This window comes from Erythrobacter sp. (assembly GCF_024305245.1).
GTDB lineage: Bacteria > Pseudomonadota > Alphaproteobacteria > Sphingomonadales > Sphingomonadaceae > Erythrobacter.
In genome coordinates this window covers 117401-143064 of record NZ_JAMWYX010000005.1, presented here as the reverse complement: position 1 = coordinate 143064, position 25664 = coordinate 117401, and the positions used below count along the sequence as shown (strand labels likewise).

The 25664-nt window shown below is 64.5% G+C and carries 28 protein-coding genes and 1 tRNA gene; 15 read left to right on the top strand and 14 right to left on the bottom strand.

The window, feature by feature from the left end; all coding sequences use genetic code 11:
• Positions 1 to 8 precede the first annotated feature (8 nt).
• The 6 genes from Q0L48_RS09255 (at position 9) to Q0L48_RS09230 (ending at position 3850) form a co-directional block, all read left to right on the top strand.
• Positions 9 to 539, top strand: a complete 531-nt coding sequence (locus tag Q0L48_RS09255) for a 2'-5' RNA ligase family protein (protein WP_296720014.1) — start codon at positions 9 to 11, stop codon at positions 537 to 539.
• Between the two features lie 125 nt (positions 540 to 664).
• Positions 665 to 741 (top strand) — tRNA-Met (locus Q0L48_RS09250).
• Positions 742 to 1205: 464 nt separating this feature from the next.
• The gene (locus Q0L48_RS09245) at positions 1206 to 2420 is read left to right on the top strand and encodes a class I SAM-dependent methyltransferase (protein ID WP_296720011.1); all 1215 of its coding nucleotides are present in this window, start codon (positions 1206 to 1208) and stop codon (positions 2418 to 2420) included.
• A complete protein-coding gene (locus Q0L48_RS09240) occupies positions 2417 to 2776 on the top strand; it encodes a hypothetical protein (protein WP_296720007.1) in 360 nt (119 codons plus the stop codon). The genes Q0L48_RS09245 and Q0L48_RS09240 overlap by 4 nt, the downstream gene beginning before the upstream one ends.
• A gap of 50 nt (positions 2777 to 2826) precedes the next feature.
• Positions 2827 to 3519, top strand: coding sequence for a hypothetical protein (locus Q0L48_RS09235; protein ID WP_296720004.1), 693 nt, complete (start codon positions 2827 to 2829; stop codon positions 3517 to 3519).
• Positions 3520 to 3532: 13 nt separating this feature from the next.
• Positions 3533 to 3850, top strand: coding sequence for a DUF1330 domain-containing protein (locus Q0L48_RS09230; protein WP_296720002.1), 318 nt, complete (start codon positions 3533 to 3535; stop codon positions 3848 to 3850).
• On the opposite strand, the gene Q0L48_RS09225 is transcribed toward Q0L48_RS09230, so the two are convergent.
• Genes Q0L48_RS09225 through Q0L48_RS09195 form a run of 7 tightly spaced genes read right to left on the bottom strand, consistent with a single transcriptional unit; the run spans position 3831 to position 10370 of the window.
• On the bottom strand, positions 3831 to 4427 hold the full coding sequence (locus Q0L48_RS09225; protein ID WP_296719999.1) for a VOC family protein: 597 nt from the start codon (positions 4425 to 4427) through the stop codon (positions 3831 to 3833). The two genes, Q0L48_RS09230 and Q0L48_RS09225, sit on opposite strands and share 20 nt — an antisense overlap.
• Positions 4424 to 5605 carry a CaiB/BaiF CoA-transferase family protein gene (locus tag Q0L48_RS09220; protein ID WP_296719996.1) on the bottom strand — a complete coding sequence of 394 codons (1182 nt, stop codon included), beginning with the start codon at positions 5603 to 5605 and terminating at the stop codon, positions 4424 to 4426. The genes Q0L48_RS09225 and Q0L48_RS09220 overlap by 4 nt, the downstream gene beginning before the upstream one ends.
• On the bottom strand, positions 5602 to 6522 hold the full coding sequence (locus Q0L48_RS09215) for a hydroxymethylglutaryl-CoA lyase (RefSeq protein ID WP_296719992.1): 921 nt from the start codon (positions 6520 to 6522) through the stop codon (positions 5602 to 5604). The genes Q0L48_RS09220 and Q0L48_RS09215 overlap by 4 nt, the downstream gene beginning before the upstream one ends.
• A complete protein-coding gene (leuD, locus tag Q0L48_RS09210) occupies positions 6519 to 7124 on the bottom strand; it encodes a 3-isopropylmalate dehydratase small subunit (protein WP_296719990.1) in 606 nt (201 codons plus the stop codon). The genes Q0L48_RS09215 and leuD overlap by 4 nt, the downstream gene beginning before the upstream one ends.
• Entirely contained in the window at positions 7121 to 8500 is a 1380-nt protein-coding gene (locus Q0L48_RS09205; RefSeq protein WP_296719988.1) for a 3-isopropylmalate dehydratase large subunit, read from the bottom strand. The genes leuD and Q0L48_RS09205 overlap by 4 nt, the downstream gene beginning before the upstream one ends.
• 11 nt (positions 8501 to 8511) lie before the next feature.
• Positions 8512 to 9018 (bottom strand): DUF3598 domain-containing protein, encoded by a 507-nt coding sequence (locus Q0L48_RS09200; RefSeq protein ID WP_296719985.1) that lies wholly within the window; start codon positions 9016 to 9018, stop codon positions 8512 to 8514.
• Positions 9015 to 10370, bottom strand: a complete 1356-nt coding sequence (locus Q0L48_RS09195) for an alpha/beta fold hydrolase (protein ID WP_296719981.1) — start codon at positions 10368 to 10370, stop codon at positions 9015 to 9017. Before Q0L48_RS09195 ends, Q0L48_RS09200 begins: the two co-directional genes overlap by 4 nt.
• Before the next feature lie 102 nt (positions 10371 to 10472).
• Between Q0L48_RS09195 and Q0L48_RS09190 the strand changes: the two genes are divergently transcribed.
• Genes Q0L48_RS09190 through Q0L48_RS09150 form a run of 9 tightly spaced genes read left to right on the top strand, consistent with a single transcriptional unit; the run spans position 10473 to position 17825 of the window.
• Positions 10473 to 11156: an isochorismatase family protein gene (locus Q0L48_RS09190; protein ID WP_296719979.1), complete on the top strand. Its 684-nt coding sequence runs from the start codon at positions 10473 to 10475 to the stop codon at positions 11154 to 11156.
• Between the two features lie 2 nt (positions 11157 to 11158).
• Complete coding sequence (locus Q0L48_RS09185) at positions 11159 to 12052, top strand: polysaccharide deacetylase family protein (RefSeq protein WP_296719976.1); 894 nt, start codon at positions 11159 to 11161, stop codon at positions 12050 to 12052.
• A complete protein-coding gene (locus tag Q0L48_RS09180) occupies positions 12049 to 12963 on the top strand; it encodes a polysaccharide deacetylase family protein (protein WP_296719973.1) in 915 nt (304 codons plus the stop codon). Before Q0L48_RS09185 ends, Q0L48_RS09180 begins: the two co-directional genes overlap by 4 nt.
• Positions 12960 to 14378, top strand: coding sequence for an aldehyde dehydrogenase family protein (locus tag Q0L48_RS09175; protein WP_296719970.1), 1419 nt, complete (start codon positions 12960 to 12962; stop codon positions 14376 to 14378). The genes Q0L48_RS09180 and Q0L48_RS09175 overlap by 4 nt, the downstream gene beginning before the upstream one ends.
• Positions 14375 to 14836 carry a hypothetical protein gene (locus Q0L48_RS09170; protein WP_296719967.1) on the top strand — a complete coding sequence of 154 codons (462 nt, stop codon included), beginning with the start codon at positions 14375 to 14377 and terminating at the stop codon, positions 14834 to 14836. The genes Q0L48_RS09175 and Q0L48_RS09170 overlap by 4 nt, the downstream gene beginning before the upstream one ends.
• Positions 14833 to 15336 carry a DUF1330 domain-containing protein gene (locus tag Q0L48_RS09165; RefSeq protein WP_296719963.1) on the top strand — a complete coding sequence of 168 codons (504 nt, stop codon included), beginning with the start codon at positions 14833 to 14835 and terminating at the stop codon, positions 15334 to 15336. Before Q0L48_RS09170 ends, Q0L48_RS09165 begins: the two co-directional genes overlap by 4 nt.
• Positions 15333 to 16520: a class I SAM-dependent methyltransferase gene (locus Q0L48_RS09160; protein ID WP_296719960.1), complete on the top strand. Its 1188-nt coding sequence runs from the start codon at positions 15333 to 15335 to the stop codon at positions 16518 to 16520. The genes Q0L48_RS09165 and Q0L48_RS09160 overlap by 4 nt, the downstream gene beginning before the upstream one ends.
• 10 nt (positions 16521 to 16530) lie before the next feature.
• On the top strand, positions 16531 to 16782 hold the full coding sequence (locus Q0L48_RS09155) for a hypothetical protein (protein WP_296719957.1): 252 nt from the start codon (positions 16531 to 16533) through the stop codon (positions 16780 to 16782).
• A gap of 2 nt (positions 16783 to 16784) precedes the next feature.
• Complete coding sequence (locus Q0L48_RS09150; RefSeq protein ID WP_296719954.1) at positions 16785 to 17825, top strand: NAD(P)-dependent alcohol dehydrogenase; 1041 nt, start codon at positions 16785 to 16787, stop codon at positions 17823 to 17825.
• On the opposite strand, the gene Q0L48_RS09145 is transcribed toward Q0L48_RS09150, so the two are convergent.
• The 7 genes from Q0L48_RS09145 to Q0L48_RS09115 form a co-directional block, all read right to left on the bottom strand.
• Positions 17822 to 18976, bottom strand: a complete 1155-nt coding sequence (locus Q0L48_RS09145; protein ID WP_296719953.1) for an FAD-dependent monooxygenase — start codon at positions 18974 to 18976, stop codon at positions 17822 to 17824. The two genes, Q0L48_RS09150 and Q0L48_RS09145, sit on opposite strands and share 4 nt — an antisense overlap.
• On the bottom strand, positions 18976 to 19698 hold the full coding sequence (locus tag Q0L48_RS09140; RefSeq protein WP_296719950.1) for a DUF3108 domain-containing protein: 723 nt from the start codon (positions 19696 to 19698) through the stop codon (positions 18976 to 18978). Before Q0L48_RS09140 ends, Q0L48_RS09145 begins: the two co-directional genes overlap by 1 nt.
• Positions 19698 to 20759 carry a nitrilase-related carbon-nitrogen hydrolase gene (locus tag Q0L48_RS09135; protein WP_296719948.1) on the bottom strand — a complete coding sequence of 354 codons (1062 nt, stop codon included), beginning with the start codon at positions 20757 to 20759 and terminating at the stop codon, positions 19698 to 19700. Before Q0L48_RS09135 ends, Q0L48_RS09140 begins: the two co-directional genes overlap by 1 nt.
• A 79-nt stretch (positions 20760 to 20838) precedes the next feature.
• Positions 20839 to 22443, bottom strand: a complete 1605-nt coding sequence (locus tag Q0L48_RS09130) for an FAD-binding oxidoreductase (RefSeq protein ID WP_296719946.1) — start codon at positions 22441 to 22443, stop codon at positions 20839 to 20841.
• On the bottom strand, positions 22443 to 23753 hold the full coding sequence (locus Q0L48_RS09125; RefSeq protein ID WP_296719945.1) for an MFS transporter: 1311 nt from the start codon (positions 23751 to 23753) through the stop codon (positions 22443 to 22445). Before Q0L48_RS09125 ends, Q0L48_RS09130 begins: the two co-directional genes overlap by 1 nt.
• Positions 23750 to 24574, bottom strand: a complete 825-nt coding sequence (locus Q0L48_RS09120; RefSeq protein WP_296719942.1) for an alpha/beta fold hydrolase — start codon at positions 24572 to 24574, stop codon at positions 23750 to 23752. Before Q0L48_RS09120 ends, Q0L48_RS09125 begins: the two co-directional genes overlap by 4 nt.
• Positions 24564 to 25634: a VOC family protein gene (locus Q0L48_RS09115; RefSeq protein WP_296719940.1), complete on the bottom strand. Its 1071-nt coding sequence runs from the start codon at positions 25632 to 25634 to the stop codon at positions 24564 to 24566. Before Q0L48_RS09115 ends, Q0L48_RS09120 begins: the two co-directional genes overlap by 11 nt.
• Positions 25635 to 25664 lie beyond the last annotated feature (30 nt).

Here is a 25664-nt window from a genome sequence, read left to right as displayed (position 1 = left end):
CGTGGCGGGTGCCGCAACCCTTCATCCTTACCGCTGCCCTGCCGGCCGACATTCAGGGTTTTGCCGAGGGGCTGCGCCGTAGCCATTTTCCGGCGGAGAAGAACCACCTTCACGCCCATGTGACGCTGTTTCACGCCTTCGCGCCTTCGCTGCTGGACGAACTGCGCGATTTCCTGCCCCGCATTGCCGCCGAGTTCGCTGCGCCGGGCGGCGCGGTGAAGGGGGTGATGGATCTCGGCACGGGTACGGCGATCGCGCTTGAAGCGCCGCAATTGCTGATCCTTCGCGCCATGATCGCCGAGCATTTCCACGGCAGCCTGACAGCGCAGGATCTCCACGAACCGCGTCCGCACATCACTGTCCAGAACAAGGTGACGAAGCAGGAGGCCCGCGCGCTCCAGTCCAGCCTCGGTCCTGTGTTGGCGCCGTGGATCGCCAAGAAGCCTTTTGCGTTCCCCGCGCTCGAGCTTCATCTCTATCAGGGCGGGCCATGGCAGAAGGTCAAGACCTTCGCCTTTCGTGGCCGTCAGCGGCTCTGATCCCGACACTGCGATCCGCGCTGCAACGGGGCTTGACCCGGCCAGACCAGCGCCCTAAACGCGCGCCTCGCACGGCGGTTTCCGCTGCGCGATTCCGGCTGACAAGCCGCGCCGGAAGCCCATGGGGCGGAGTAGCTCAGCCGGTTAGAGCAGCGGAATCATAATCCGCGTGTCGGGGGTTCGAGTCCCTCCTCCGCTACCAAGAAAATAAAGCACTGAAAATGAACGTTTAAAATTCGCAAAGGGGGACTCGAACGTTGTCGAGTTTCCGCTTTCGGAGCAGCTGTTTAATCGCTCAAATTACGGGTTTTTGCGGTATTTTTGCCCAATTCTAAAAGCCTCGAAACTCATGCATGCTCGATGGTGTGGGGGTATTGTGGAGGTATGTGTACGCCAAAGCGTCACAGTTCTATTCGTCACAACCGCCTGCGTGAATGGGCCGAGCGCGAAAAGCCGATGTGGCTCAATTTTCCGCGTGATCTGGTTCAAATCCGTGCGCTGTAAAGCGGCGAGGCCTAGGCCGGCTGGGCGCGGTGATTGTGTGCGGTGCGCCGCCTGCTGTATCATCCGCGTCAAGGACACTGCGGGATGGATGGTTGACAAGTCCGCGCGCAATGTGAAATTTGTCCGGACAAGTTTTTCGCATTACCCCAAAAGGTGCCGCCCATGGCCAAAAATCTGCCCCCGCCCTATACCGCGATGAGCCGCCATCCGATGATGCCGCGCGCCTCCCACGACGAGGCGGCGCGGTTCAATTTCCTAACCCATTTTAACCGTTATCTTTCCGGCCCGATTGGTGCAGGCAACCGACTCGCCTACGAAAAGCGCGTGCTGCCCGCGTTCCGCACCGAACATGGCCGCGATCCCGAACACCGCTACGAAATTCGCGACGCGATGAACAATGATTCCTGGCACCGGATGTGGTCGGCACTGAAGCGTAATTCGATGGAAATGCGCCAGCACAACGGGCGGCAGGTGGTGTTGCGCCAGCTGGACGAACTCGATGCCATGGCGCGCCAATTCAACGAACATTCCGGGATGCTGGAGCTCGATCCGGCGATCGCGCAGCCCGATTACCAGACGATGGTCGATATTCACTGTCAGCCCGGCGGGTATCATGGCGGTGAGCGCGCGGGCGACGTGACCGTCGGCGCGAATTACGACGTCGGCCTGTTCGCCACCACCGGGGGCGCGCTGGGCGGGCTGAACGACGGCGGCGGGCAGGCGGTGGTCGGATGGGTCAAGGCCGAGCGGCCCGACTGGAAACCCCGCCGAATCCTCGATATCGGCTGCACCGTCGGCCACAACGCCGTGCCGATCGCGCAGGCTTTTCCCGATGCCGAAGTGATCGCGATCGATACCGCGGCGGCTTCCCTGCGTTACGGCGCGGCGCGGGCGGCGGCGATAGGGGTGAGCAATATCCGCTTCGTGCAGGCCTCGGGCGAAGACCTGTCGCGCTGGGCCGACGGGCATTTCGACTGGGTGCAGACTACGATGTTCCTGCACGAATTGTCGGCCAAGGCGATGCCGCGCATCATGCAGGAGGCCAACCGCGCGCTCGCGCCGGGCGGGCTGATCCTGCACATCGAGCAGCCGCAATATTCCGACCAGATGCCGCTGTTCGAACAGTTCATGCGCGATTGGGATGCGTTCAACAATAACGAGCCGTTCTGGACCGCGATGCATGGGCAGGATCTGAAGGAGGTGATGGCTAAGGCCGGATTCCCGCACGACAGCCAATTCGTCGCCGGGGTGCGCGCGGTGGTCGATCCGGCGATCTTCCCGCCATCTCCCGATGAAGGCGAGGAGGATTTCGGCCGTGCCGCGATCTGGAACGCCTATGGCGCGTGGAAGCCGCTGGCCAAGGCCGAGGCAGCATGAACGACGACCTCGACTGGGTCGCCGCCTCGGGCCGCCGCGCCAAGGGCAAGCGCCCGCAATTTTTCGACGAGCCTGCGTTGGACCGGCTGTATTCGACAGTTTTCGCGCTCGCCGCAGAAGTTTCCGCGTTGCGTGAACGGCAGGACACGCTTGAACGCCTGCTCGAACAGCACGGCGTTATGAAGCGCGAGGAAATCGACCGCTACGAACCGGACCGCGCGGCAGGGGATGAGCGCGGCCTTGCGACGCGCGCCTATATCGCGCGGATCATGCGCGGCTTCCAGCAGGAGGTCGAGGCGATAGAGGCCAGTGATCCGCCGATCATGGACATCGTCGAGAAGCTGGCACGCGAATAGGGGGCACGGCGCCGGGATCGCGGCGCCGGCAAAAGGGGGAAGAAGCGAAGATGGAATTTCTCGCAGCCAACGAACTCGCCATTCTGCGCTGGGTGCATATCCTTGCGATGGTTTACTGGCTGGGCGGCGAATGGGGCGTGTTCCAGACCAGCTACCACGTCACCAATCCGGTGCTGTCATTGGAGGAGCGGCGGCGGCACATGGAAACCGCCTACCGGATCGATATTCTTGCGCGCACCGGCATCGTGCTGCTGCTGCCGCTGGGCCTGCACATGGGCAAGATTTACGGCTTTGTGCCGCTGCTCGATGGGTCGGGCGTGTGGTGGATGTGGCTGTTCTTCGCAGTTTGGCTGGCGATGACCTGGACCGCGTTCATCCAGCGCGAAACCGATCTGGGGATTGCCGTGACCCGCGCCGAGGAACTGCTGCGCTATCCGTTGATCGCTGCGCTGCTGGTGACGGCGGGGATGGCGTTCGCAGGCGGCGGGCCAATAACCTCGGGGCCGAGCAATTTGTGGTATCCCTCAAAGATGGGCCTTTATGCCTTTGCGCTGATGATCGGGCTGTTTTTGCGGTTGGTGATGCGGCGTTGGACGGCGCGGTTCCGCATCCTTGCCGCCGGACCGAATGCCGAACAGGAAGCCGCGCTCGCCCGCGAAATCGGGCTCGCACGGGCGGCGGCCTATATCTACTGGATCACTATCGCCTCGGTGTGTTTCCTTGGCGCGGTGAAGCCGTACTGAAGGAGAGCGCTGCATGCCTGCCTACATGATCGTGACCGCCACAATTCATGACCGCGATGCTTTCATCGCAGGCTACGGCGCGGCGGCGGCGACGCTGATTCCCAAGTTCGGCGGCGAGTACCTGCTGCGCGGACCGGGCGCGGAATGCCTTGAAGGCGGCTTTGGCGAGGGCGCGAGCATGGTCATTTCCAAATGGCCCGACCGCGCGGCGGTGCGGGCGTTCTGGAACAGTCCCGAATATGCCGAGGCGAAGAAACTGCGCGAGGGGCTGGCCGACGTGCAGGTGCTGCTGATCGACGGGCCGGATCTGGTCACTCCAGAATTTGGTTGAGCTCGATCAGGATGCCGTCCGGGTCGAAGAAGTTGCAGCCCATTACCTGGATCTCCGGCCCGCCATTGCGACCGGGATAGGTCTGCAGCCGCGCTTCTGCGGTGAAGGTGACGCCGGGCACCCGCTTGGCTTTGGCACAGCGCCCCTCGACATCGTCGGTGTTGAGCACCAGCACCACATCGCCCGGTCCCATGCGCTTGGAATAGTCGTCAGCGGGAATGGCGGGATCGACCCACTCCATCAGGCCGATCCATCCGACCCAGGGATCATTGGCGTTGAGCAGCACCAGCCGCGCGGTCGCGCCCGGTTCTCCCGCGGGCAGGGCCACGCCGGAGGTCTCCACGGTGGTATCGTAATTGACGGCCAGTCCGATCACGTCGCGATAGAGCGCGAGCGATCTTTCCATATCGCGTACGATGATCGTGGCGCGGCGAACATCGGTGGGCAGGCGTTCACGCGGAGCAGCGACGCCGGGTGAGGTTGTCGGCGGGGAAGCGACACGGGGCGTTTCGTTGCCGATATTGACACTGCATCCCGCCAGCACAGCGGCAGCTCCGGCCAAGGCGATCATCCTCATGCGCTTTCTCCTGCTGCGCCAGCTTCAATGAGCGCAGAGATCCGCTTGTCGTCGTAGCCCAGCCCTGTCAGCACGGCGCGCGCATCCCGCCCCGGTTTGGGCAGATGCTGCGCCGCACCGATACGCTGGCCGCTCATTTCGAGCGGAATGGTCGGCAGGCGCACCTCGGTGCCGTTGTCGAGCGTCACGTCCTCGAGGCCACCATGTTGCAGGTGCGGATCGTCGAACAGGTCTTCGGGTTTCCCGATCGGCGCGAAGGGCAGGCCTGTTCCGTCGAGTTTGGCGATCACTTCGGCCCGGGTCATCGTGGCGATGAGCGCGCGGATTTCTGGGATGATCCGGTCGCGAGCGGCAACACGGGCATTGTTCTCCCGCAGGTTCTCGTTCGCCCACAGCGCATCGAGCGCGAACAGGCGGCAGAACTTCTCCCACAGCGCATCGGTGACGACGCCGATGAACACGGGTTCGTCCTGCGTTTCGAATACATCGTAGATCGCCCAGGCCGAAACCCGCGCGGGCATGGGCGCGGCGGGGCTGCCGGTGACGGCATATTGCGCCATGTGCTGGCCGACGAGGTAGGTGGTGGTCTCGAACAGGCTGGCGGTGACTTTCTGCCCGCGCCCGGTGCGGTGGCGTTCCTCCAGCGCGGCGAGCACGCCGATTACGCCGAACATTCCGCCGGTCACGTCGATCACGCTCGCCCCTGCGCGCAAGGGGCGACCCGGCGGCCCGGTCATATATGCGAGCCCGCCCATCATCTGCGCGACCTCGTCGAGCGCGGTGCGCTGCTCGTAGGGGCCGGGAAGGAAGCCTTTCTCACTGCAATAGACGAGGCGCGGATTGGCGGCAGCGCAGGCATCGTAATCCAGCCCCATTCGGTCGAGGGCGCCGGGGCGGAAGTTCTCGACCAGCACATCGGCTCCCGCGACAAGGTCTTTGGCGACGGTAATCCCGTCCGCGCTTTTCAGATCGAGGCAGATGGACTGCTTGCCGCGATTATACATCGGGAAATAGCCCGCGCCCGAACCCTTGAGCCGGCGGGTGTTGTCGCCCCCGATCGGTTCGATCCGCACCACCTCGGCCCCCAGCCCGGCGAGGATGTGGCCCACTACCGGTCCCATCACCATGTGGGTGAATTCGACGACGCGAATGCCCTTCAGCGGTTCGGGCGCGCTCATGCCGCCGTCCTCTGGTTGTAATCGAGCATCAGCCCGGCATCGGGGGTAAAGCCATAAAGCGGCTCGCCCGGCAGCGCCTCGGCAAGGATGGCGCGCACCTCCAGCAGTTTTTCGAGATCGATCCCGGTCTTCAGGCCCATGGCATTGAGCATCAACACCAGATCCTCAGTCACGAGATTGCCGCTTGCCCCCGGCGCGAAGGGGCAGCCGCCGAGGCCTCCCAGCGAAGCGTCGAAGGTGGTAATCCCCTCCTCCAACCCGGCGACGACATTGGCAAGGCCGAGCCCGCGGGTGTTGTGCAAGTGAAGCGTGGTCATCCTGTCCGCACCAACCGCCGCGCGCACCTTGCGCACCAGCCTGCGCACCTGCGCCGGATCGGCATAGCCGGTGGTGTCGGACAGCGAGAATTCCTGCGCACCTGCTGCGGCGGCCGCTTCGGCAAGGCGCACGACCTGATCCTCGCTCACCGCGCCCTCCATCGTGCAGCCGAACGCGGTCGAAAGACCCACGGCGAAATGGATGCCCGCGCTCTTCGCGATGGTTGCGGCCTCGGCGATCTCCGCCAGCATGGCGGGATGATCCTTGCGCACGTTTTTGAGGCTGTGGGTCTCGCTCATCGAAAACGGAATGCTTATCGCGTGCACTCCCGCCTCGGCAGCGCGTTCGGCCCCCTTCGCATTGGGCACCAAGGCGACCACGTTGAGACCTTCGATCCCTCTTGCAAAGGCGACCAGTTCGGCGGTGTCGGCCATTTGCGGCAAAAGGCTCGGCGGTACGAAGCTGCCGACCTCGATCTCGCGCACGCCCGCTGCCGCTTCCGCCGCGATCCAATCCTTCTTGGCATCAAGCGGCATCACCCGGCTGATCGATTGCAGCCCATCACGCGGGCCAACTTCGGAAACGAGGATGTCGGTCACGTGGGTTTCTCCAGATAGGCCCATGGCCGCGTGCATCGGTCGTTGGCGAGCCATTGCAGGATGGCAGGCTTCTGTTTGAGCGTCAGGTCAATCGCATCGAGCCCTTCGGCCAGCATCGTTTTGGCCTCCGGGTCGATATCGAAATGCCAGCGTTCACTCCCGGCACTGACGGTCTGGGGGTCGAGATCGATCTCCACCATCTGCCATGCAAGGCCGCGCACCACCTCTTCGGGCAGTTCGACCGGCAGGAGACCGTTGCGGAGGCAATTGCCCTTGAAGATCGGCGCAAAAGACGGTGCGATGATCGCCTCGATCCCGAATTCCGCCAGCGCCCAGACGGCGTGCTCCCGGCTCGATCCGCAGCCGAAATTTTTGCCCGCCAGCAGCAGCCTTGTGCCGATGGCATCGCGCTGATTGAGCGCGAAAGCGGGATCGCGCACCCGCGTGGCCGCATCGGTGTAGCGCCACGGGGCGAACAGCCCGTCCGCCAGCCCGGTGCGCCCGGTGCTGGTCATCTCGCGGCTGGGAATGATCGTGTCGGTATCGATATTGTCGCGCAGCAGCGGCACGCCGGGGCTGGTGATGGTGGCAATCGGCTTCATGCAGGCTCTCCGGCGCGGGCGACGGTGCGCGGATCGGCAATCACGCCCGCAATCGCGCTGGCGGCTACGGTTTCGGGTGAGGCGATGTGGGTGCGGATGCCCGGGCCTTGGCGCCCTTCGAAATTGCGGTTGGTGCTGGAGATCACGCGTGACCCATCCGGGAAGCCTTCGCCGCCCGCATAGAAGCACAGCGAGCAGCCGCTCATGCGCCATTCGAACCCGGCGGCTTCGAACACTTTGTCCAGCCCTTCGGCCTCGGCCTGCCGTTTGACCGCGAGCGAGCCGGGGACGACCAGCGCCTTGCGGATGCCGGGCGCGATGCGGCGGCCTTTCAGCAGTGCGGCGGCGCGGCGCAGGTCGGAAATGCGGCTGTTGGTGCACGATCCGATGAAGGCGGCGTCCAGCGGCGTTCCGGCAAGAGGCGCCCCTGCGTCCAGCCCGATATAGTCATGCGCGCGTTCTGGCCCCTGCGGCACGGTTCCAGTCACGGGGATGGTGTGTTCGGGACTGGTCCCCCAGCTCACCATCGGTGCGATTGTACCGGCATTGATGGTGATGTCGTGATCGAACACCGCGTCCTCATCCGAATGGAGCGCCGACCAATAGGGGTCGTCAAACGCCTCGGGCGCGTGAGGGCGGCCCGCAAGATATCCGAACGTCTTCGCATCGGGGGCGATGATGCCGGTCATGGCGCTGAATTCGGTCGCCATGTTGCACAGCGTCATGCGCCCTTCCATGTCCAGCGCGCGCACGGCTTCGCCGGCAAATTCGACCGCATGGCCCGCGCCGCCGCCTGCGCCGTGGGCCGCGATCAATGCAAGCGCCATGTCCTTGGGCGTCACGCCGGGCGAAAGAGCGCCGGAGAAGGTCACGCGCATGGTGCGAGGGCGCTCCATCCTCAGCGTGCCGGTCACCATCGCGTGCTCCGCCTCGCTGCTGCCGATGCCCCAAGCCAGCGCGCCGAACGCGCCTTGGGTGCAGGTGTGGCTATCGGGTGCGACCAGCGTAAGGCCGGGAAGGACGATCCCCTGTTCGGGCGAGATCACATGGATGATCCCCTGATCGCGGTCGTTGACATCGAACAGGGTGATCCCCGCCGCATGGGTGGCGGCGCGGGTTTCGGTGATGAAACCTTCGCCGCCCGGCATCAGCGTCCCGTCCCCGCGCCCCGGGCGAGTATCGACGATATGATCCATTACCGCGAACACTCGCGCTCGATCGAGCACTTTGCGCCCTGTCTCCGCCATACGCCGCAGCGCCGCGGCCCCTGTGCGTTCGTGCAGGAACACCCGGTCGATCGCGATCAGGTGCGCGCCGCCGGCCGTGTCGGCGATGCGGTGGGCGTTCCAGATCTTGTCGAACAGGGTCTGTCCCATGGGGTGTGCCGTCAGCCTGCCGCCTTGGCCTGCATTTCGGCATCAATAGCGCGCCAGTCCTTCGTGACGAAGCGTTCCTGAATTGCGGTGCGGGTTTCAAGCATGCCGTTTCGGATCCAGTGCCAGGTGCGGCAGCGATGCTGTCCGCAATCGGAAATCTGAATCTGCTCGTACAGGTAAAGCGAAGGATCGCCGGTGCGCTGCCAGTAAAGCATCATTGTGCGGTTATATTCGTCGAGCGGAACTTCGGCAGCCCATCCCTGAATCAGCTCGTTGTCCCACCAGATGCGCCCATCGCGATAGGTGGCAGGGAAATCGCGCACTTCGGTGCGGCCGTCGGGCCAGGTGTAATGATTGGTCTGATGATAGGGCAGGTCCGGATCGCCGGTCATGCGGCACAGCAGGCGGCTGGCGTGCTCGTCGATCTTTTCGTTGGCGGCGTTGAAATAGGAATAGGTGCCGTCCCACACGCCCTCGTGGCGCGCGAGCAGCGGCATGGCGGCAGCGAAATCAGTCATCGGGTTTCTCCCTTTTGGGCTGTGAGGATATCATGCCACCGGCGTGCGGCATCGCCCGCAACAATCCGCGCGCGGGCACGGCGCTGCAGCGCGGAGGGATCGAGCGCTGCCGGATCTAGCGGGATCGCGTGGGCGGCCTTCGCTTCGTACCACGGTGCAAAGAACGCCTCGGCCCGTGCCACCTGCCAGGCCCGCTGGAGGTATGCTCCGAAGCGGTCGGGCGCCATGTCGGGATAGAGCCGATCGGGATCGCCCGGCGGGGGCGAGGGCCACAAGATCGCCTCCGCGCCCAGCATCAGTGCTGCCGCCTCCACCGCAGCACGCGGATTGGCGAAATCGTCGGACTGGCCGTGGCCGGGCGCATCGATCACCAGTGTGCCAGCCTCGGGTTCGGCCAGTTCGCTGGCAGGCGCGTGCAGGATCAGGCGTTCGGCCCCGCGGGTGCCTTTCCAGTGGATCAGGCCGCCGTCGACGTGCTCCCAGCCTTCGGCCACATCCTCGGGCAGTGGCGGACAGGGCGCCTCGCCGCCATGCCGGCGCAGGAAGGTGAGGCTTGCCTGCTGGTGATCTTCGGGCGCGGCGACTTTCAGCGCTTCCCACTGGGCGGGCATCTGTCCAAGCCGATCGATATGGGCTTGCAGGGGATCGCCGTCATAGGCGCTGATCAGGCAGGGGGGCACGGCGGAATCCACCGGCGGAATGTCGCGCGGGGCGCGCAGCACCGCGCCATAGCCTGCACGGTTGGCATTGCCCGCCTGCAGCATCTCCATGACCGCCTGTGCCACCCGCGCGACATCGGCATGGGCGACCGAAAGGCGAGCCTCTTCGCGCGTGTCGAACCACGGGAACACCCAGCTTTGTTCGAGCATCCGGTTCCACAGCCACGCAAGATGCTCGCCATAGGGGGAGGGGCGGAATTCGGGCAGGTAACTCTCCCCGAAGATGCGCATTTCGTCTGCGGTCCAGATCGCATAGCCGCCGACCGCGAGGCAGCGGAACCGCTGCGGCTGGCGCTTCAAGGCGGTAACGAGGATGATCCCGCCCGAATGAAAGCCATAGGCCGGGCATGGGCCGATGCCGAGCGCGTCCATCGTTTCGCACAGCGCATCGGCGAAGTCGGCAATATCCGGTTCGCCGGGCAACGGATCCGATTGGCCGAAGCCGGGCGTGTCGGGCGCGATGCAGGTAAAATGCTCGCCCCACTTGCGCATCAGCGGCTCGTATTCGGCTGACGAGCGCGGGCTCTGGTGCACCATCAACAAGGCCGGACCGCGCCCGCAGCGGCGGTAATGCACCCGCCGCTCACCTTTGGGACCCTTGCCGGGAATCGTCAGGATGTGCCGCGTAATCATGGCGCAGAAGTTGTCCGGACAAATTTCACTCGACAAGCCTCTACGCGCGTTTATTGTCCTCTGTCAAAGTGGAATCGGACATTGAAGGGGTAACGCGCGAATATGGCTGATATGGTCGGCACCAGAATGATCGCGGACGGAAAGAACGCGCGGCAACTGTTCGAGGAGGTGATGTCCAATCCGGCGCGCCGGAAGTTCGGGTTCGGCGAGAAGCTCGCCATCGTCAACGTCGATGTGCAGCAGTCGTATACCCGCACCGATCTGTTCAAGACGGCCTATGAAACCGATCCGCGCCAGATCGAATATATCAACACGATCAGTCGACTTGCGCGTGAGCGGGGGATGCCGGTGATCTGGAGCCGGGTCGCCTACAAGGCCGATGCCGGGGATGCAGGGGTATGGGGCACGCGCACCGACACCGAAGATAGCCTGCAGAACATCAAGTACGGCAGTGAGCGCCACGCGTTCGATGGCCGCTGCGACATCCACCCCGACGATCTCGAATACACCAAGCGGATGCCGAGCGCCTTTTTCGAAACGCCGCTGGCAAGTTATCTTACCTTTCACCGGGTCGATACGGTGGTGGTGACGGGCGGCAGCACCTCGGGCTGCGTCCGGGCCACCGCGGTCGATGCCTTATCGCACGGCTACCGCGCCATTGTTCCGATCGAGACCTGCGCCGACAAACACGAAAGCTACCACTTCGCCAATCTCACCGACCTGCAGCTCAAATATGCCGATGTCGAGCCGGTGCAGACGGTGATCGACTGGCTGGAGGCGCGCTGACGATGCGAGAGGGCGCCCCTGATCCCGGGCTGTATGATTACCACCCCTACAATGCCCGCCCGAAAATCACCTGGCCGGGCGGCAAAAGCGTGGCGGTGTGGGTCGCCCCCAATCTCGAATATTACGAGATCGATCCGCCCGCCCATCCCAAGCGCAAGCCTTGGGCGCGGCCGCATCCCGATGTGGTGGGCTATGGCCACCGCGACCATTCCAACCGGTTGAGCCACTGGCGCATGGCCGATGTGATGACCCGGCACGGTTTTCCCGGCTCGGTCAGCCTCTCGGTCGCGCTGTGCCAGCATCATCCGGAAGTGGTCGCCGATGCCGACGCGCGCGGGTGGGAGTTCTTCAGCCACGGCATCTACAACACCCGCTATGCCTACGAAATGAGCGAGGCGCAGGAACGTGCGATCATCGAGGATTCGATCCGCACCGTGCGCGAGGCGACCGGCCAGACAATCCGCGGCTGGCTTGCTCCGGCACTGACGCACACGCCGCGCACGCTCGATTTGATCGCGGAATACGGCCTCGACTATACCTGCGACCTCTATCACGACGACCAGGTGCAGGAGGTGAAGATGGCGACCAAGGAAGGTGGGGGCCGTCTCGCTTCGATCCCCTACAGCCTCGAAGTCAACGACCACTACGGCTTTTTCGTCTACAACATGAGCGGGCGCGAATATGCCGAAACGCTGATCCGCCAGTTCGAGCGGCTGGCGGCTGAAGGCGAGCGGTCGGGGACGGTGATGTGCATTCCGCTGCACGCCTATCTGATCGGCCAAGCGCACCGGATCGGCCCGTTCGAGGAAGCGCTGCGGCATATTGCTGCCGATGGGCGCGCGTGGATTGCGACGGCGGGCGAGATCGTGGACGCGTGGCGGGAGCAGGTCGGATGAGCGTGCTGCCCGATAGCTACACCCAATATTCCAAGCGCCGCGAAGGCTATGATCACGATCTTTACGCGTGGTCGAACATGCATGCCCGCCCATCGATCACGTGGCCGGAAGGATCGGTTGCTGTGTGGCTATGTGTCAGCCTCGAATGGTTTCCGATTACCCCTGGCGGCCCCTTCACTGCGCCCGGCCACATGGTCACGCCCTATCCCGACTACCGCCATTACACCGCGCGCGATTACGGCAATCGCGTCGGCGCGTGGCGGTTTCTCGATGCGTTCGAGAAGGCGGGCGTCAAAGCCAGTTTCGCCGCCAACGCCGCGATTGCCGAACGTTATCCCGAACTCGTCGCAGCCGTCAGCGCAGGCGGACACGAGATCATCGCCCATTCCACCGACATGAACGGTACTATCGATTCGACCCTCGACCCCGCTGCCGAACGTGCGTTGATTGCCGAGGCGATGGAGCGGATCGAACGCGCCAGCGGTGTTCGCCCGACCGGCTGGCTCTCGATCGCGCGTCAGCAGAGCTTCGCCACGCTCGATATCCTGAAAGAACAGGGGCTTACCTATTGCTGCGACTGGGTGAATGATGAACTGCCCTATCGGTTCACCAATGGTCTGGTGAACTTGCCGCTCAATCACGAACTGTCCGACCGCCAGATCATCACCGTGCAGCAGAAGAGCGCCGATAGCTGGGCGCAAAGCATGCGCGATGCCTTCGACTGGCTGGCGCGCGAGGCGAAGGAGAGCGGGGGCGGACGAATGCTGCCGATCCACCTCACGCCCTACATCATGGGCCTGCCCTACCGCATCGGCGCGCTCGAATGCCTGCTCGCCGATCTGGCGGGACGCGAGGAGGCGTGGTTCGCGCGCGGAGACCGGATCGTCGCTGTCTGGGAGGCCCAAACATGAAGGCGCGCAATCCCCGCACGGGCGAGACCGATTACGAATTTGCGGAAAGCAATCGCGCCGATATTGCCGCCGAAGCGGCCCGGTTACGGGCGATGCAGCCGCACTGGGAGGCGCTTGGCCCCGAAAAGCGCGGCGCGGTGATGCTGCGCTTCTCCGATGCGATGGAGGCGGCGGCGGGCAGCATCATCGCCGCGCTGGCGGTCGATACCGGACGGGGCGCGATTGCGGCTATCGAAGTGCAGGGCTGCATTGCCAATATCCGCCGCTGGGCGGAGCGCGCGCCCGCGCTGTTCGCCGCGCTGGAACGCGGCCCAAGGCCTTCGGTCACGCCGGGGATCGCAATCGTCACCCATTACAGCGCCTTCCCGCTGTTCGGAGCGATCGCGCCGTGGAATTTCCCGGTGATCCTTAGTCATATCGACGCGGTGCCCGCGCTGATGGCGGGCTCGGCGGCGCTGGTGAAGCCGTCGGAGGTTACGCCGCGCTTTGTCGAACCGATGCGGGCTGTGCTGGCGCAGGTGCCAGAACTGCCGCTAGCCTATGTTATGGGCGGCGCGGACGTGGGGCAGGCGCTGATCGAGGAGGTGGACTATGTCTGCTTTACGGGATCCACCGCGACCGGCCGCAAGGTGGCAGAGGCCGCCGCGCGGCGGTTGATCCCGGCCAATCTCGAGTTGGGCGGCAAGGACCCGATGATCATCACCGCCAGCGCCGACCCCCAATGGGCGGCCGGCGTGGCGCTGCGGTCCTCGATCGTCGCGACCGGGCAAGCGTGCCAGTCGATCGAACGCATCTATGTCGCGCGCGAGATCGCCGAGCCGTTCCTCACTGCATTGGTGGCGGGGGCCGAAGCGGTGCAACTGACCCATCCCTATGCTGCGAGCGGCCACATCGGGCCGTTCATCTTCCCGGCGCAAGCGGACAAGGTGCAGACCCAGATCGACGCCGCCGTGGCGCAGGGCGCGAAGGTGCTGACGGGCGGCACAGTCGAACACCTCGGCGGCGGTGCCTGGTTGCGTCCGACCGTGCTCACCCAGGTGACGCCCGCTATGGCGGTGATGCGCGAGGAAACCTTCGGACCGGTGCTACCGGTCACCGTGTTCGATACGCTCGGTGAAGCGGTCGCGCTCGCCAATGACAGCGCCTACGGCCTGTCCGCTGCGGTGTTGGCCGGATCGCTCGACGAAGCTGCCGCCATTGCGCCCCTGCTCGATGCCGGAGCAATTTCGCTGCAAGATGGCGCGCTCACCAGCATGGTCGGCGATGCCGCCAACCAGTCACGCAAGGGCAGCGGGCTGGGGCCGAGCCGGATGGGGGATAGTGGGCTTTTGCGCTTCCTGCGCGAGCAGGCGCTGATCCGGCAGACTGGCGCGGCGCTGCCTATCGCCGCCTATGCGGAAAGGGGGGCGGCATGAGCAACCGGGCCGCGCTCGCCACTGCTATGCCCGCGATGCTGCTGCACGAAGGCTGGTGGAACGGCTGGTATCGTCATTTCGATGCCGACGGCACGCTGGTCGATGCACATCGGGTCCGCACCCATTGCGAGTTCCCGGATGCCGGGCCGTGGCACTATGTTCAGCACAATTGGCTAAGCTGGGACGACGGGCGCACCGCGCTATACGAATTCGGCGGGTCGCTGGAAGGCGAGCGGCTGGTCTGGGCAACCGAGCGGTTCTCCGGCTACGGATGGCAGACCGGCGAGGAAACGCTGATGCTGAAACTTGACCGGCTCGATGTGCCGGGGGCCTGGTACATCGAAATGATCAATATCGCACCCGACGCACAATGCCGTGCCCGCACCTGGCAGTGGTTCCGCGATGGCCGCCCTTGGAAGCGCACCTTGTGCGACGAGGAAAGGATTGCCGCGCCATGATGCCCGCCATGCTGGCCCTTGTTCTGCAAGGCGGTGCCGCGGCGCCGCCCCCGCCCCAATCGACCTGCGATGCGCCGGTCTACATGGTGATCGAGGGCCGCACGCTCGATCGAGAGCGGATGATGGACTATGGCCGCGCCATTGCGGAAAGCGACCTCTACCAGAAACTCGGGGGCTATTACGTCACCATCCCGCGCCCGCTCGAAGTGTTCGAGGGCGATGTGCCGCCCGACTACGTCAATCTCACGGTGCGCTTTCCTTGCATCGCTAACGCGCGCGCGTTCTGGAACAGCCGCGCCTATCGCGAGACAATCCTACCGATCCGGCAGAACCCGTCTGCGGGAGACTACATCGTCACTATCTATGGCGAGGCTCCGCTGCGCGAGGACATGGTGGGCCGTGTCGGCGACAACCGATACATTGCCGACTTCACCGATCCCGATATCCCGCAGGTGGATGTGCCTGTGGTGGGACCGCAAGCCAAGGGAGAGAAGCCATGACTGTCGAACTCCAGCATCCCATGAAGGCGCAATCAACGCCCGACGAGGTAGCCCGCGGGCGGTTCGTATCGGGCATCCGCGGCCTTATCCTGAATGACCTCGCTACCGACATGAAGGACGCTTACGATCGGCGCGCTGCCCCGGCTTTCCGCAAGGAGCACGGCCGCGATCCGGAAACCAGCCGTGAAGCGCATCAGGCGTTGCGCGGCGATCCGGCGTTCAACATCTATTCGGCAATGCGGGTGCAGGCGCAGAAGATGGTCTGGGCCAGCGTTGCCGACAGTGTCGAGCGTGAAGGCGATCGGCTTGCCCACGAGGCGGAGTTGGCGGCCGCCGCGCCCGGTTCGCTGACGCTCGATCCCGCACTTGATGTGCCGAAGAACGTCCATGCGATCGATGTCCACCTGATGCCAGGCAGTTATACCCGCGGGGCCGACAGCCTTGAAGCGGGCGCGGTCTATGATCGCGGGTTGGCGGTGTTCTCGATGGGGCTAATGGGCGCCAATCTCGACGACATCGGCCTGTCGATGAGCCAGTATATCAAGCAGCGCTTTCCCGATTTCGCGCCGCAGCGGATCCTCGATACCGGTTGCACTGTGGGCCACAACACGCTGCCGTGGAAACAGGTCTACCCCGATGCCGAACTGATTGCCATTGATGCCGCCCCCGGCCCGTTGGCCTATGCATCGGCGCGCGCCAAGATGCAGGGGCAAGATGTGCAATTCCGGCAAATGTGCGCCGATGATCTTGCCTTCGAAGATGCCAGCTTCGATGTCGTGTGGTCGAGCATGTTCTTGCACGAATTGTCGAAAAAACAGCGTGCGAAATGTCTTGACGAAGCGTTCCGGGTGCTGCGCCAGGGCGGGTTGATGCTGCACATGGAACTGCCGCCCAACGCACAGATGGGTGCGTTCGAGGGCTTCTATCTCGACTGGGACAGCTATTACAATAACGAGCCCTACTACAAAGGCTACCGCGATGAATTGCCGGGTGATTTATGCGCACGCGCCGGTTTTGCGGATGGCGATTTCTTCGAATTCGTCGTGCCTTCGGTGGGTATCTATGGCGAGCAGGCGTTGATCGATGCCGCCCGCGGCGACCGCGCCGAAGGGGTCGGCCAGCAAACCACCGGGCGTCTTGCCGAAGGGGTGATGTGGTACGGTTTCGGCGCATGGAAAAAATGAGGGGCACGGAATGAACGACGAACCTTTTCGCCCGGAAGATGCGCCCTCCAGCCTCTATGACGACACCGGCAATCCGCGCTTCTTTGCCGATCCGGGAATGGACCGTTTCGTGGCCGTGGTAATGAACCTGGCGCAGGAAGTCTGGGTTCAGCAGGAGCGCCTGCTCGCGCTCGAAGAGGAAAAATCGGGCCAGCCGGTCGATCGTGACGCGGTGGCCAAGGAATTCATCGATCGCGTGTTCGCACCGATCAGGAGAGCGTGATCATGAAAGCATGGGAAATCGGCCCGCGCGGCGGCATTGAAAGCCTGCGGCTGGTGGAGCGCGCCAATCCGGTGGCCGGACCGGGCGAGATCCTGGTGCGGGTCACCGCAGCCGGGCTCAATTACCGCGATCTGATGATCCTGCGCGGGGCTTACGGCAGCGATCTGCCCGAAATCCGGATCCCGCTGACCGACGGGGTGGGCGTGATCGAGGCGCTGGGCAAGGGGGTGGAAGGCCTTGCGGTGGGTGACCGGGTGGTGGCGGCCAATTTCGTCGATTGGGACCCGGAAACCGGGTTCGGCTTTCATATTTTCGCCCGCGATGTCGGGGTCACTCTCGACGGCTGGCTGGCCGAGAAGATCGTGCTGCCCGCAAAGGCCGCGATCGTGTTGCCCAATGCTATATCTGATGCCAGTGCGGCGACCCTTGCCGTGGTCGCGGGCACGGTGTGGCACGCCATGATCGCATTCGGCAATTCTGGCCGCGCCGATCTTTCGGGCAAGCTGGTGCTGGCGCAGGGGACCGGCGGAGTTGCGTTCTATGCGCTGCAGCTGGCCAAGGCACTGGGGGCTACATTCGCGATTACCTCGTCAAGCGATGCCAAGCTCGCCCGCGCGCGCGAAATGGGCGCCGATTACACCGTGAACTACCGCGAGCATCCCGATTGGGGCGCGGCGCTGCTGGAGGCGACCGGCGGGCAGGGGGCCGATATCGTCGTCGACACGATCGGCTTCGGTGAGTTCGAACAGACGCTGACAGCAACGGCTCCTGAAGGGCGGATCGGCACATTGGGAGCGCTATCGGGATCGCCGCAGGACAAGGCCGATTTCGCGCAGGGCCCGATCCTGGGCAAGAACATCACGATCAAGGGCATCACCAGCGGTCATCGCGGCATGTTCGAAGCGGCGTTGAAGGTTATGGCCGAACACGGGGTCGAAACGCTGGTGGACGCCAGCTTCCCCTTTGCCGATGCGCCCGAGGCCTATCGCCACCTCGAAAGCGGCGCCCATATGGGCAAGGTGATGGTGCACCTTCCGGATTAGGCGGCCTCGGCGGTCGGATCGAATTCCATCATGGCGCGATTGTTGACCGGCGCGCTGCCGAGCGCGAAGCGATCCGGATCGATCGCCTGCGTGATCTCGCCCTGCAGTTTCGATGCGTGGTGGACTTGCGCGGTGCGGGCGATGCGCTTCGCCTCGTAGGCGGCGAGGGCAGCGGCCACGTCAGCGTGGCAGGTGAGCATCCTCGCGAGCACATAGCCGTCCTCAACCGCCATGGCCGCGCCCATTCCCAGAAACGGCAGCATGGCGTGCGCTGCATCGCCGAGCATGGTGACGCGCCCTTCGGACCAGCTTGCCAGCGGAGCGCGGTCATACAGGCCCCACTTGATGATCGCGCCTGCCGCGCCGATCAGACCGGTGACATCGGGGTGCCAGCAATCGAAAGCATCCTGCAATTCAGTGAGCGGCGCGCTGTGCGACCACCCCTCGGGCACCGCCTCACCCGTCTCCACCAGCGCCGCGCCGTTGACGATGCGCCCCTGCGCCATGGTGTATCGGTTGAAGGTGCGCCGCGGTCCGATGAAGATCGCGCTGCGGCCCAACCCCATGAACGGCGCTGCGAGCTCCATCGGTACGAGAAAGCGATAGGCGACGTGGCCGGTAAAGCGTGGCTCATCTTCTGGCACCAGCTGCGCGCGCACCGCCGAACGCACGCCGTCCGCGCCGATCAGCAGAGAAGCCGTGGTGGTCGAACCGTCCTCGAAATGCGCCGTGACATGATCCGGGCGCTGTTCGTAGCGAGCCAGCCTGCACCCGGTATGGACCTGCCCGCCAAGGCGTTCGAACCGGGCAAGCAGCACCTTTTGCAGGTCTGCCCGGTAGATGTGGCGAATGATGTTCGCCTGCCCGTCATCGCCCAGCCCATCACCCTGATCAAGCGCGCCCAGCAGGACTTCGCCGCTCGCATAATGCAGGAAGGGGAGGCTACCAGCAGGACACGCCTGGGCCGCAACATCGTGTTGCACGCCCAGAGCGCGGAAAACGTGCTGCGCGCCAAGCCCCAGTGTCAGCCCCGCGCCGGTTTCCTCGATTTGCCGGGCGGCTTCGAAGACCCTGACGTCGATCCCGGCCTGCCGCAATGCGATCGCGCAGGTCAGCCCACCCAGACCTGCACCGATTACCGCGACATTCATCAGCGATCCAGCTCGACCAGCTCGTAGCGGTTCATCATGTAGCCGTCGATAGAGCCATAGACGAGGATGTTGTTGTCGTCGGCGGTCACCCACATGTCGTAATCGGGATGGCGCTCGCCGCCCATACCGCCCTCGCTGTCATCGACATAGCGGAAGTGGCGACACAGAAAGGTGCCGGCGGGGACGGTCTTTTCCTCCTCGCCGACATATTCCATCGTCATCGTGACCTCGGCGATCTGCGGAGCGGTCGCGCCGCGATGGTCGGGCGAGGGGAGGAAGAACCGCAGCCGCCGCCGGTTTGGCCCTTGCGTGTGGTCCATGAGGCGAGTCGAAAAGCCGTCGCCCACCACCGGATGGGTGCCGAAAGCATCGAACTCTCCCGCGGCGCGCTCTTCCGAATGGCGGCCCAGCGCCGGGCTGTCGCTCTCGCAGCAGATCGTCCCCTTGGCGGGATCGTAGTTCATCCAACCCGACCCGAGGAAGGCATCGTCCACGGTGAGGTGGACGAGCAGGTTACGGGGCATCCGGTCCGGCCCGATATGGCAGATGATGTCACGCATCACCGTGGGATCGGGCTCCTCGATCTCGCAATGCGCGCTCATGATCACCGAACCGTCGGCGTGATGGGTGAAGGTGAAATTCTCGCGACCGCGCTCGGTGCCCTCGCGCCCCGGCTTCATCGAGAGATAGCGGACCTTTCCGCTGACGGTGCGGTGCTGCATCAGATCACTCCTGCCTTGGAAAGTCGCTCGATCACCGCTTCCTGCGCGCGGCGGAAATAATCGCGGTCGGGAATGGCAGGGCTGCCGCCTTCGATCATGCCGTTCGGCCCTTGGAACGGATCGGCAGCCGCGGCATAGGCCTGCGCGAACAGCGCCGGGCGCTGGCGAGCGAGATAATTGGTCATGGCCGGAGTGCGGCGCGCCGCGCGCAAGGCGCCAAGGTCGAGCGCGGCGAAGGCGGTGAAGGTCTCCCCGTCGCCCGATTGCGCCACGATGCGTCCTTTCCAGTCGACCACCTGGCTGTTCCCGTCGGCCGAGGCGAGCGGCATCGCCGTGCCGGAAATGCCTGCGGTGTTGGCCGACACGACGTAGGCAAGATTTTCGAATGCGCGCGCTTGCTTGGCGATGTCCTTGTTGGTGGCGAGCGGCGATCCGATTTCGGAGGAGGAGTGGCAGAACACCTCCGCTCCGCGCAGCGCCAGCGCGCGGGCGATTTCGGGGTAGAGGATCTCCTCGCTGGCAATGCAGGCGAGATTGCCAATCTCCGTGCGCGCGACCGGGAACACGCCTTCGATGCCGTATTTGTCGAGATAGGCCTCCCACACGTCATGCGGGGAAGGCGCGAACATCGACAGCAGACGGCGATAGCGCAGCACGACTTCGCCCGAAGGCGCGACGATGAAGCTGGTCTGGAAGTAGAAGTCGGGAAAAGCAGTGTCGGTCTCGTAAGCATTGCCCGCAAGGAACATGCCCAACCGCCCGGCCACTTCGCCGAGTGCGGCATATTCCGGGCCATCGGCGGCAAACCCGACCCGCGCGGCGAAGTCGGGGACCGCAATGCGCCCCGGATAGGAGGTGAAGAGGTATTCGGGCAGAACCACCAGCTTGACCGGCTTGCCCGAATATTGCGCGACGAAGATCGCACTGGTGCGGATTTGCGCTTCGATCTCGGCAATGTGGGCAAGGATCGCGGCGCGCGCTCTGGCGGTATCGGGCAGGCGTTCCAGCGAGCGCGCGGTCAGTTGCATCGCCATCGCGGAAAAAGGGGCAGTGTCGGTCACGTCGTCTCCTTGGGCGAATGCGATGTGCGCGCGGGCGAGCGCAGCTGCGCCCAAGCCTGCGGCAAGCGTGCGGCGCCGGTCAATCAGCGGCATCAATGCCCGGCCTCACCCCAGCCTCAGGCCCAAGCCCCAGCGAGCCGGGGTTCATCAGCCCCTTGGGATCGACCTGCTGCTTGAGCGCGCGCAGGATATCCCATCCGGCGGTATCGTGGCGGGCGCGCAGCGGGTAGGTGCGGGCGATCTGCAGGTGAATGGCGCCGAACTCCTGAAAGATCGCGATGACTTCGGCCTTTAATCGTTCCACCAGCGCGGTCGCTTCGGGGCTGTCGGCCATTTTCGGCAGCCGCGCGAGGTGATCGGTTTCGACCGCGTGCGCGTGCAGGGGGTTCTGTTCGCCCGGCCAGAAAAACACCGGTTCGATCAGGCACGACGTGCGCCCAGTCGCTGCGATCAATGCGCCGGTTTCGACTTTCAGGCGGGCCATCTCGTCGGCGTGGGCATCCCACAGCGCCTGTAACCGTTCCCACGCTGCAATCAGGCGCGAATGCGGCAGGAAGCCGTGCACCGGCACCCAGCGTTCACCCTCCGGCCCGAGCATCGAGTTGGGCGGCGGGAAGGGGTTGGCGCGCAGGATCTTCGGGATCGAGTTTTCAACCACGCTGCCGCCATGTTCGCGCACGATCGCATCGATCGCCCGCATATCGGCATCGACAGCGCCCTGATGGCGTCCATCGGCGATGCAGTGCAGGCTGAACGGCACCCCGTCGAGGAATGATCGTCCGGCGAGCGCGACCTTCGCGCCTTCCTTCATCGCCTTGAATATGCCGCCCGATTTCGCCTCGGCCTTGAGCATGTTGCCGAGCTGCTTTGCATCACCCAGCAGCGTATCGCGCTTCATCCGCTGGGCTTGCAGGAACGGATCGAAGGCGAAACTTTCCGCTGCAAGTTCTGCCCGCGCAATCGCGCTCATCGCGGCGAGCAGCGCATCGTGGCGGTCGAAGCTGAACGAGCCATAGGCAAAGGCGGTCGCCTCGCGCACCAGCTTCAGCCGCACCCGCGCCTTGACCCCGAAAGCACCGCAATCGGCGGCGAACAGGCTGGTGAGGTCAGGGCCGTAGGGGCGGAAGAAGTCCGCGCCGGTTGAGATGATCGTCCCGTCGGCCAGCACCACGTCGAAGCTGATCGCGCTGTCGGCCGCTGTGCCATTGCGCGCTCCCCAGAAGATGCCGTTCTGGCTCATCCCGCCGCCCACCGTGGCGCGGATGCCCGACAGCGTGCCCCACGCCAGCACCCGCAATCCGCGCGGTGCGAGCGCGCGGTGCAGCTTGTCCCAGCTTACGCCGGCCTCGACCGTGGCGATCATGTCGGTTTCGTCGATATCGATGATCGTATCGAGCGCCGCGGTATCCACCAGCAGGAACGGCCCGCCGTTGTAGAGATAGCCGCCGGTGTAACTCATCCCTCCGCCGCGCGGGACGATGGCGATCCCGGCTGCGGTGGCCGCACCGATCCCGGCGGCGAGTTCAGCTATGCTGGACGGACGGAACACCGCCAGCGGTCGTTCGCCGTGGGTGAGCACGTCATGGCTGTAGAGCGCCAGCGCGGCTTCGTCGGCCAAGAGTGCGGCGGCGTTGACGGCCTGCCGCACCGGGGCGAGGGGATTGTCATGGGCAAGGGTGGCCATCAGGCGGGCTCCATTCCTGCTTCTGGGCGGTCGGTTTCGGCTTCGGGGAAGTCATCGGGATAGCGCCCCAGCAGCAGCAGCAGCGCGCCGCCGATGATGAACGCTCCAATCGCCAGTTCCAGCACCGGATCGAAGCTGCCGGTCCGGTCGAAGGTCAAGGCATAGACAACCGGCGAGCCGGCGGAAAACAGCCCGAAGGGCATATACAGCATTCCATAGATCTTGCCGTAATGCGCCATCCCGAAATAGCGGCCGGTCAGGTAGGCGATGAGATCGCTTTCGGCCCCTGCGGCAAAGCCGAGGAAAAAGCCCGCCGCCATGGCAAGCACCAAGGTCAGTTCCGGATCGAGCAGCAGAAACGCGGATATGGCGGGCAGGCACAACAGCGGGAACGCGACGAAACCCTGCCAGAACTGATCGAGCAGCGCGCCTGTGATGATGCGGCCCGCAAAAATGCCGATCGCCAGCACGGTGATCACGCTGGCGGCGCCTCTTGCATCAATGCCACGCTGGTCGACGATGGTCGCCATGTTGATATAGGCACCGCCGAAACTCAGCGCGATCAATGCGATCGAGGCCCAGATCAACCAGAACCGGTAGTCTTTCAGTGCAGTGCCCAGCGTGACCCCGGTGAGGTTGCCGCTTGTCCCTTCGATCGCTCTGGGCCGCTCTTCGCGCGATGGTTCGCGGAACAGGAAGTAGGCAATGATCAAGGCCGCAATCGGAAGCAGCGCGAGTACCGCGAACATGCTGCGCCAGCCGAATGCCTCGATGATCCGGACGGCTACTTGCGGGATCAACATCGCGGTAAAGCTGGTGCCGGTCAGCATTATACCGAGCGCCAGACCGCGATTCCTGTAGAACCACAGATTAATCGCGCGGCTCCAAGTGACCGGGGTCGATCCGATCCCTATGAGGCCGAGCAGCACCCAGAACCCGTAGTATACCGACATCGCCAACCCGCCATCATTGGACGGCGTCAGCGAAATTGCCCCGAACGCGGCAGCAAATCCGAACAGCGACCACAAGGCCACCGGGCGCACGCCGAACCGGTCGGCCATCCACCCGAACAGCGGTGCAAGAAGGGCGGCGATCACGCCGAAAATGGTGATCGGCAGGACAGCTTCGGTCTGGCTCCAGCCGAATTCTTCCTTGAGTGGTTTCGCCGTGAACCCGACAATCGCATAGGGAATGGGCGAGGCACCGCACATCACCCCGAGCGTGGCAGCCAGCAGGACTTTCCAACCTTTGGCGAATTCGCCGCGCAGGTCTGCGGGTCCGCCTGCGGCCTTGATTTGCTCTGCGGTCACGCTTGCTCCTGTGCGGTTGCTTGTGGTCGGTGTGACTGCGCGCGAGGGTGACGCAGCGGGGCGAGCCTGTCCAGCAACAGCTTTGCCACGTCGCCGGGGGCGGTCAGCATCGCTTCGTGTCCGGTGGCGAGTTCGGCATAGTCCCAGTCCGGATCGGCTTTTGCCATCCGGGCGATGGCGGGGAACTGCGTGTGCGCCATTACGGGCGCGGTGCAATGGACGTAGGTGCGCGGCAGGCCGGCCGGGCCGCCGTTCACCAATCGGATCGTGTCGAGCCAGGTCTTGAGCGGGTGCGGGGTCAGCTGCGCGGCAACGTCATCGTGCAACGGATGGCTTGCCGGGATGCCGAGCAGCGGGGGAGGCAAAGCTGCCATGGCGATGCCGTCAGGCGCGCGGCTGCGCAATCCCGCTTCGGTTGCGGCAATTGCTTCGGGCGGGCGGGGCGTGCCGTAGCTGATCATGCTCTGGCCATTCTCTGGCAGGGCGGCATCGAGATAGAGGATATGGGCAATCCGCGATTTGAGCGCGTCGGCCACCCCGGTGATCACCATCCCGCCATAGGAATGGCCCGCGAGCACAATGTCCCGGAGGTCGCGCGCGGCGATATAGTCCGTCACGTCGGCGATGTGATCGGCAAGGCCGATGGCCGCATCAAGTTCGTCCGCCCGGTCGCCGAGGCCGGGCAGGGTTGGCGTGTGGACGCGGTGCCCTGCGGCCTCGATCCGTTCGCGCACCAACTCCCAGCACCAGCCGCCATGCCATGCGCCGTGCACAAGCACGAAATCGCGCGGGCGGGATCCGGGCGGCAGGTTAGTGGACATGGTAGAATTCTGTCAGGTTTCCGTCGGGATCGCGCACCGCGACGATGTCCGCGGTGCCGGTGCCGGCAATCGCAACCCCTTCGTCCGCATAGACCGGAGCGACCCCGTTCCCTTTAAGGAAGGACGTGTAAGCCGAAAGGTCGCGCACCGAATAGCGCACCGAGATGATGCCGAGGTTGGGCGGCGATGCGTGGACGGCGTAATCCCGGCCCTCGAACCCTTCGAACTGCATCAGTTCGATCCGCCCGTCCTCGCCCGGCAGCACGGGCTGCACGACCGCCGCCCGGCGAACCAGTTTTGTAGCCAGATTGGCGGGTACGGAGAAATTGTTGGCCCGCGGCTCGGGATCGGTGAACGGCGCATCGAACAGCGTCTTCAGTCCCAGCCGGTCGCGATACCACGCCACACTGGCAGGCTGATCCCTGACCATCCGCATCGTGTTGAAGGCCTGGCTCAACCGGCCGACACGAAAGCCGGTGAAGGGCGGCGAATTGCGCTGATAAAGGGCGTAGTTGACCCCGTGCGGCCCACGGATAACGACGTTGAGCAAGTCCGATCCGGCGAAGCTGAACGCATAGGGCTGGCTTTCCGCCCACCAGCCGCGCGCTATCGCAGCGTCGAACAGTGCTTGGGTATCATCGCTGCGCAGCATAACCGAGAAGATGCCGCCTGTGTCCCATGGTCTCGCGGCAAGACGGATGGGGCGCTGGCCTTTTGCTCCGTCAAACCGGACATAACGTATGCAACCGGCGCGGGTCTCGGGCGCGCAGATTTTCAGGAATGCTCCGGAAACCGATGCTGGCAGGTGCCAGTAATCAAGCTCTGCGCGATTGATTGCGCCTTTCGCTACAATGCGCCAGCCCCCGTCCTCTACCAGCCATTGCGAACTCTGCTCGAGATCGCTGACGCTGACGATGGCCTCGGTCCACGGAGCGACGCCATAATCGCTCGCGGTCGGCGCGACGTTGGCGAGCGCTGCTGCGGACGGTGCGAACACGCTGGCGGCGACGCTGAGCGCCGCCGCCGCAATTGGTTTCCATCGGTATGCTTTCACAGCCATTTCAACGCCGTGTCGGCTCCTTGACTGGGA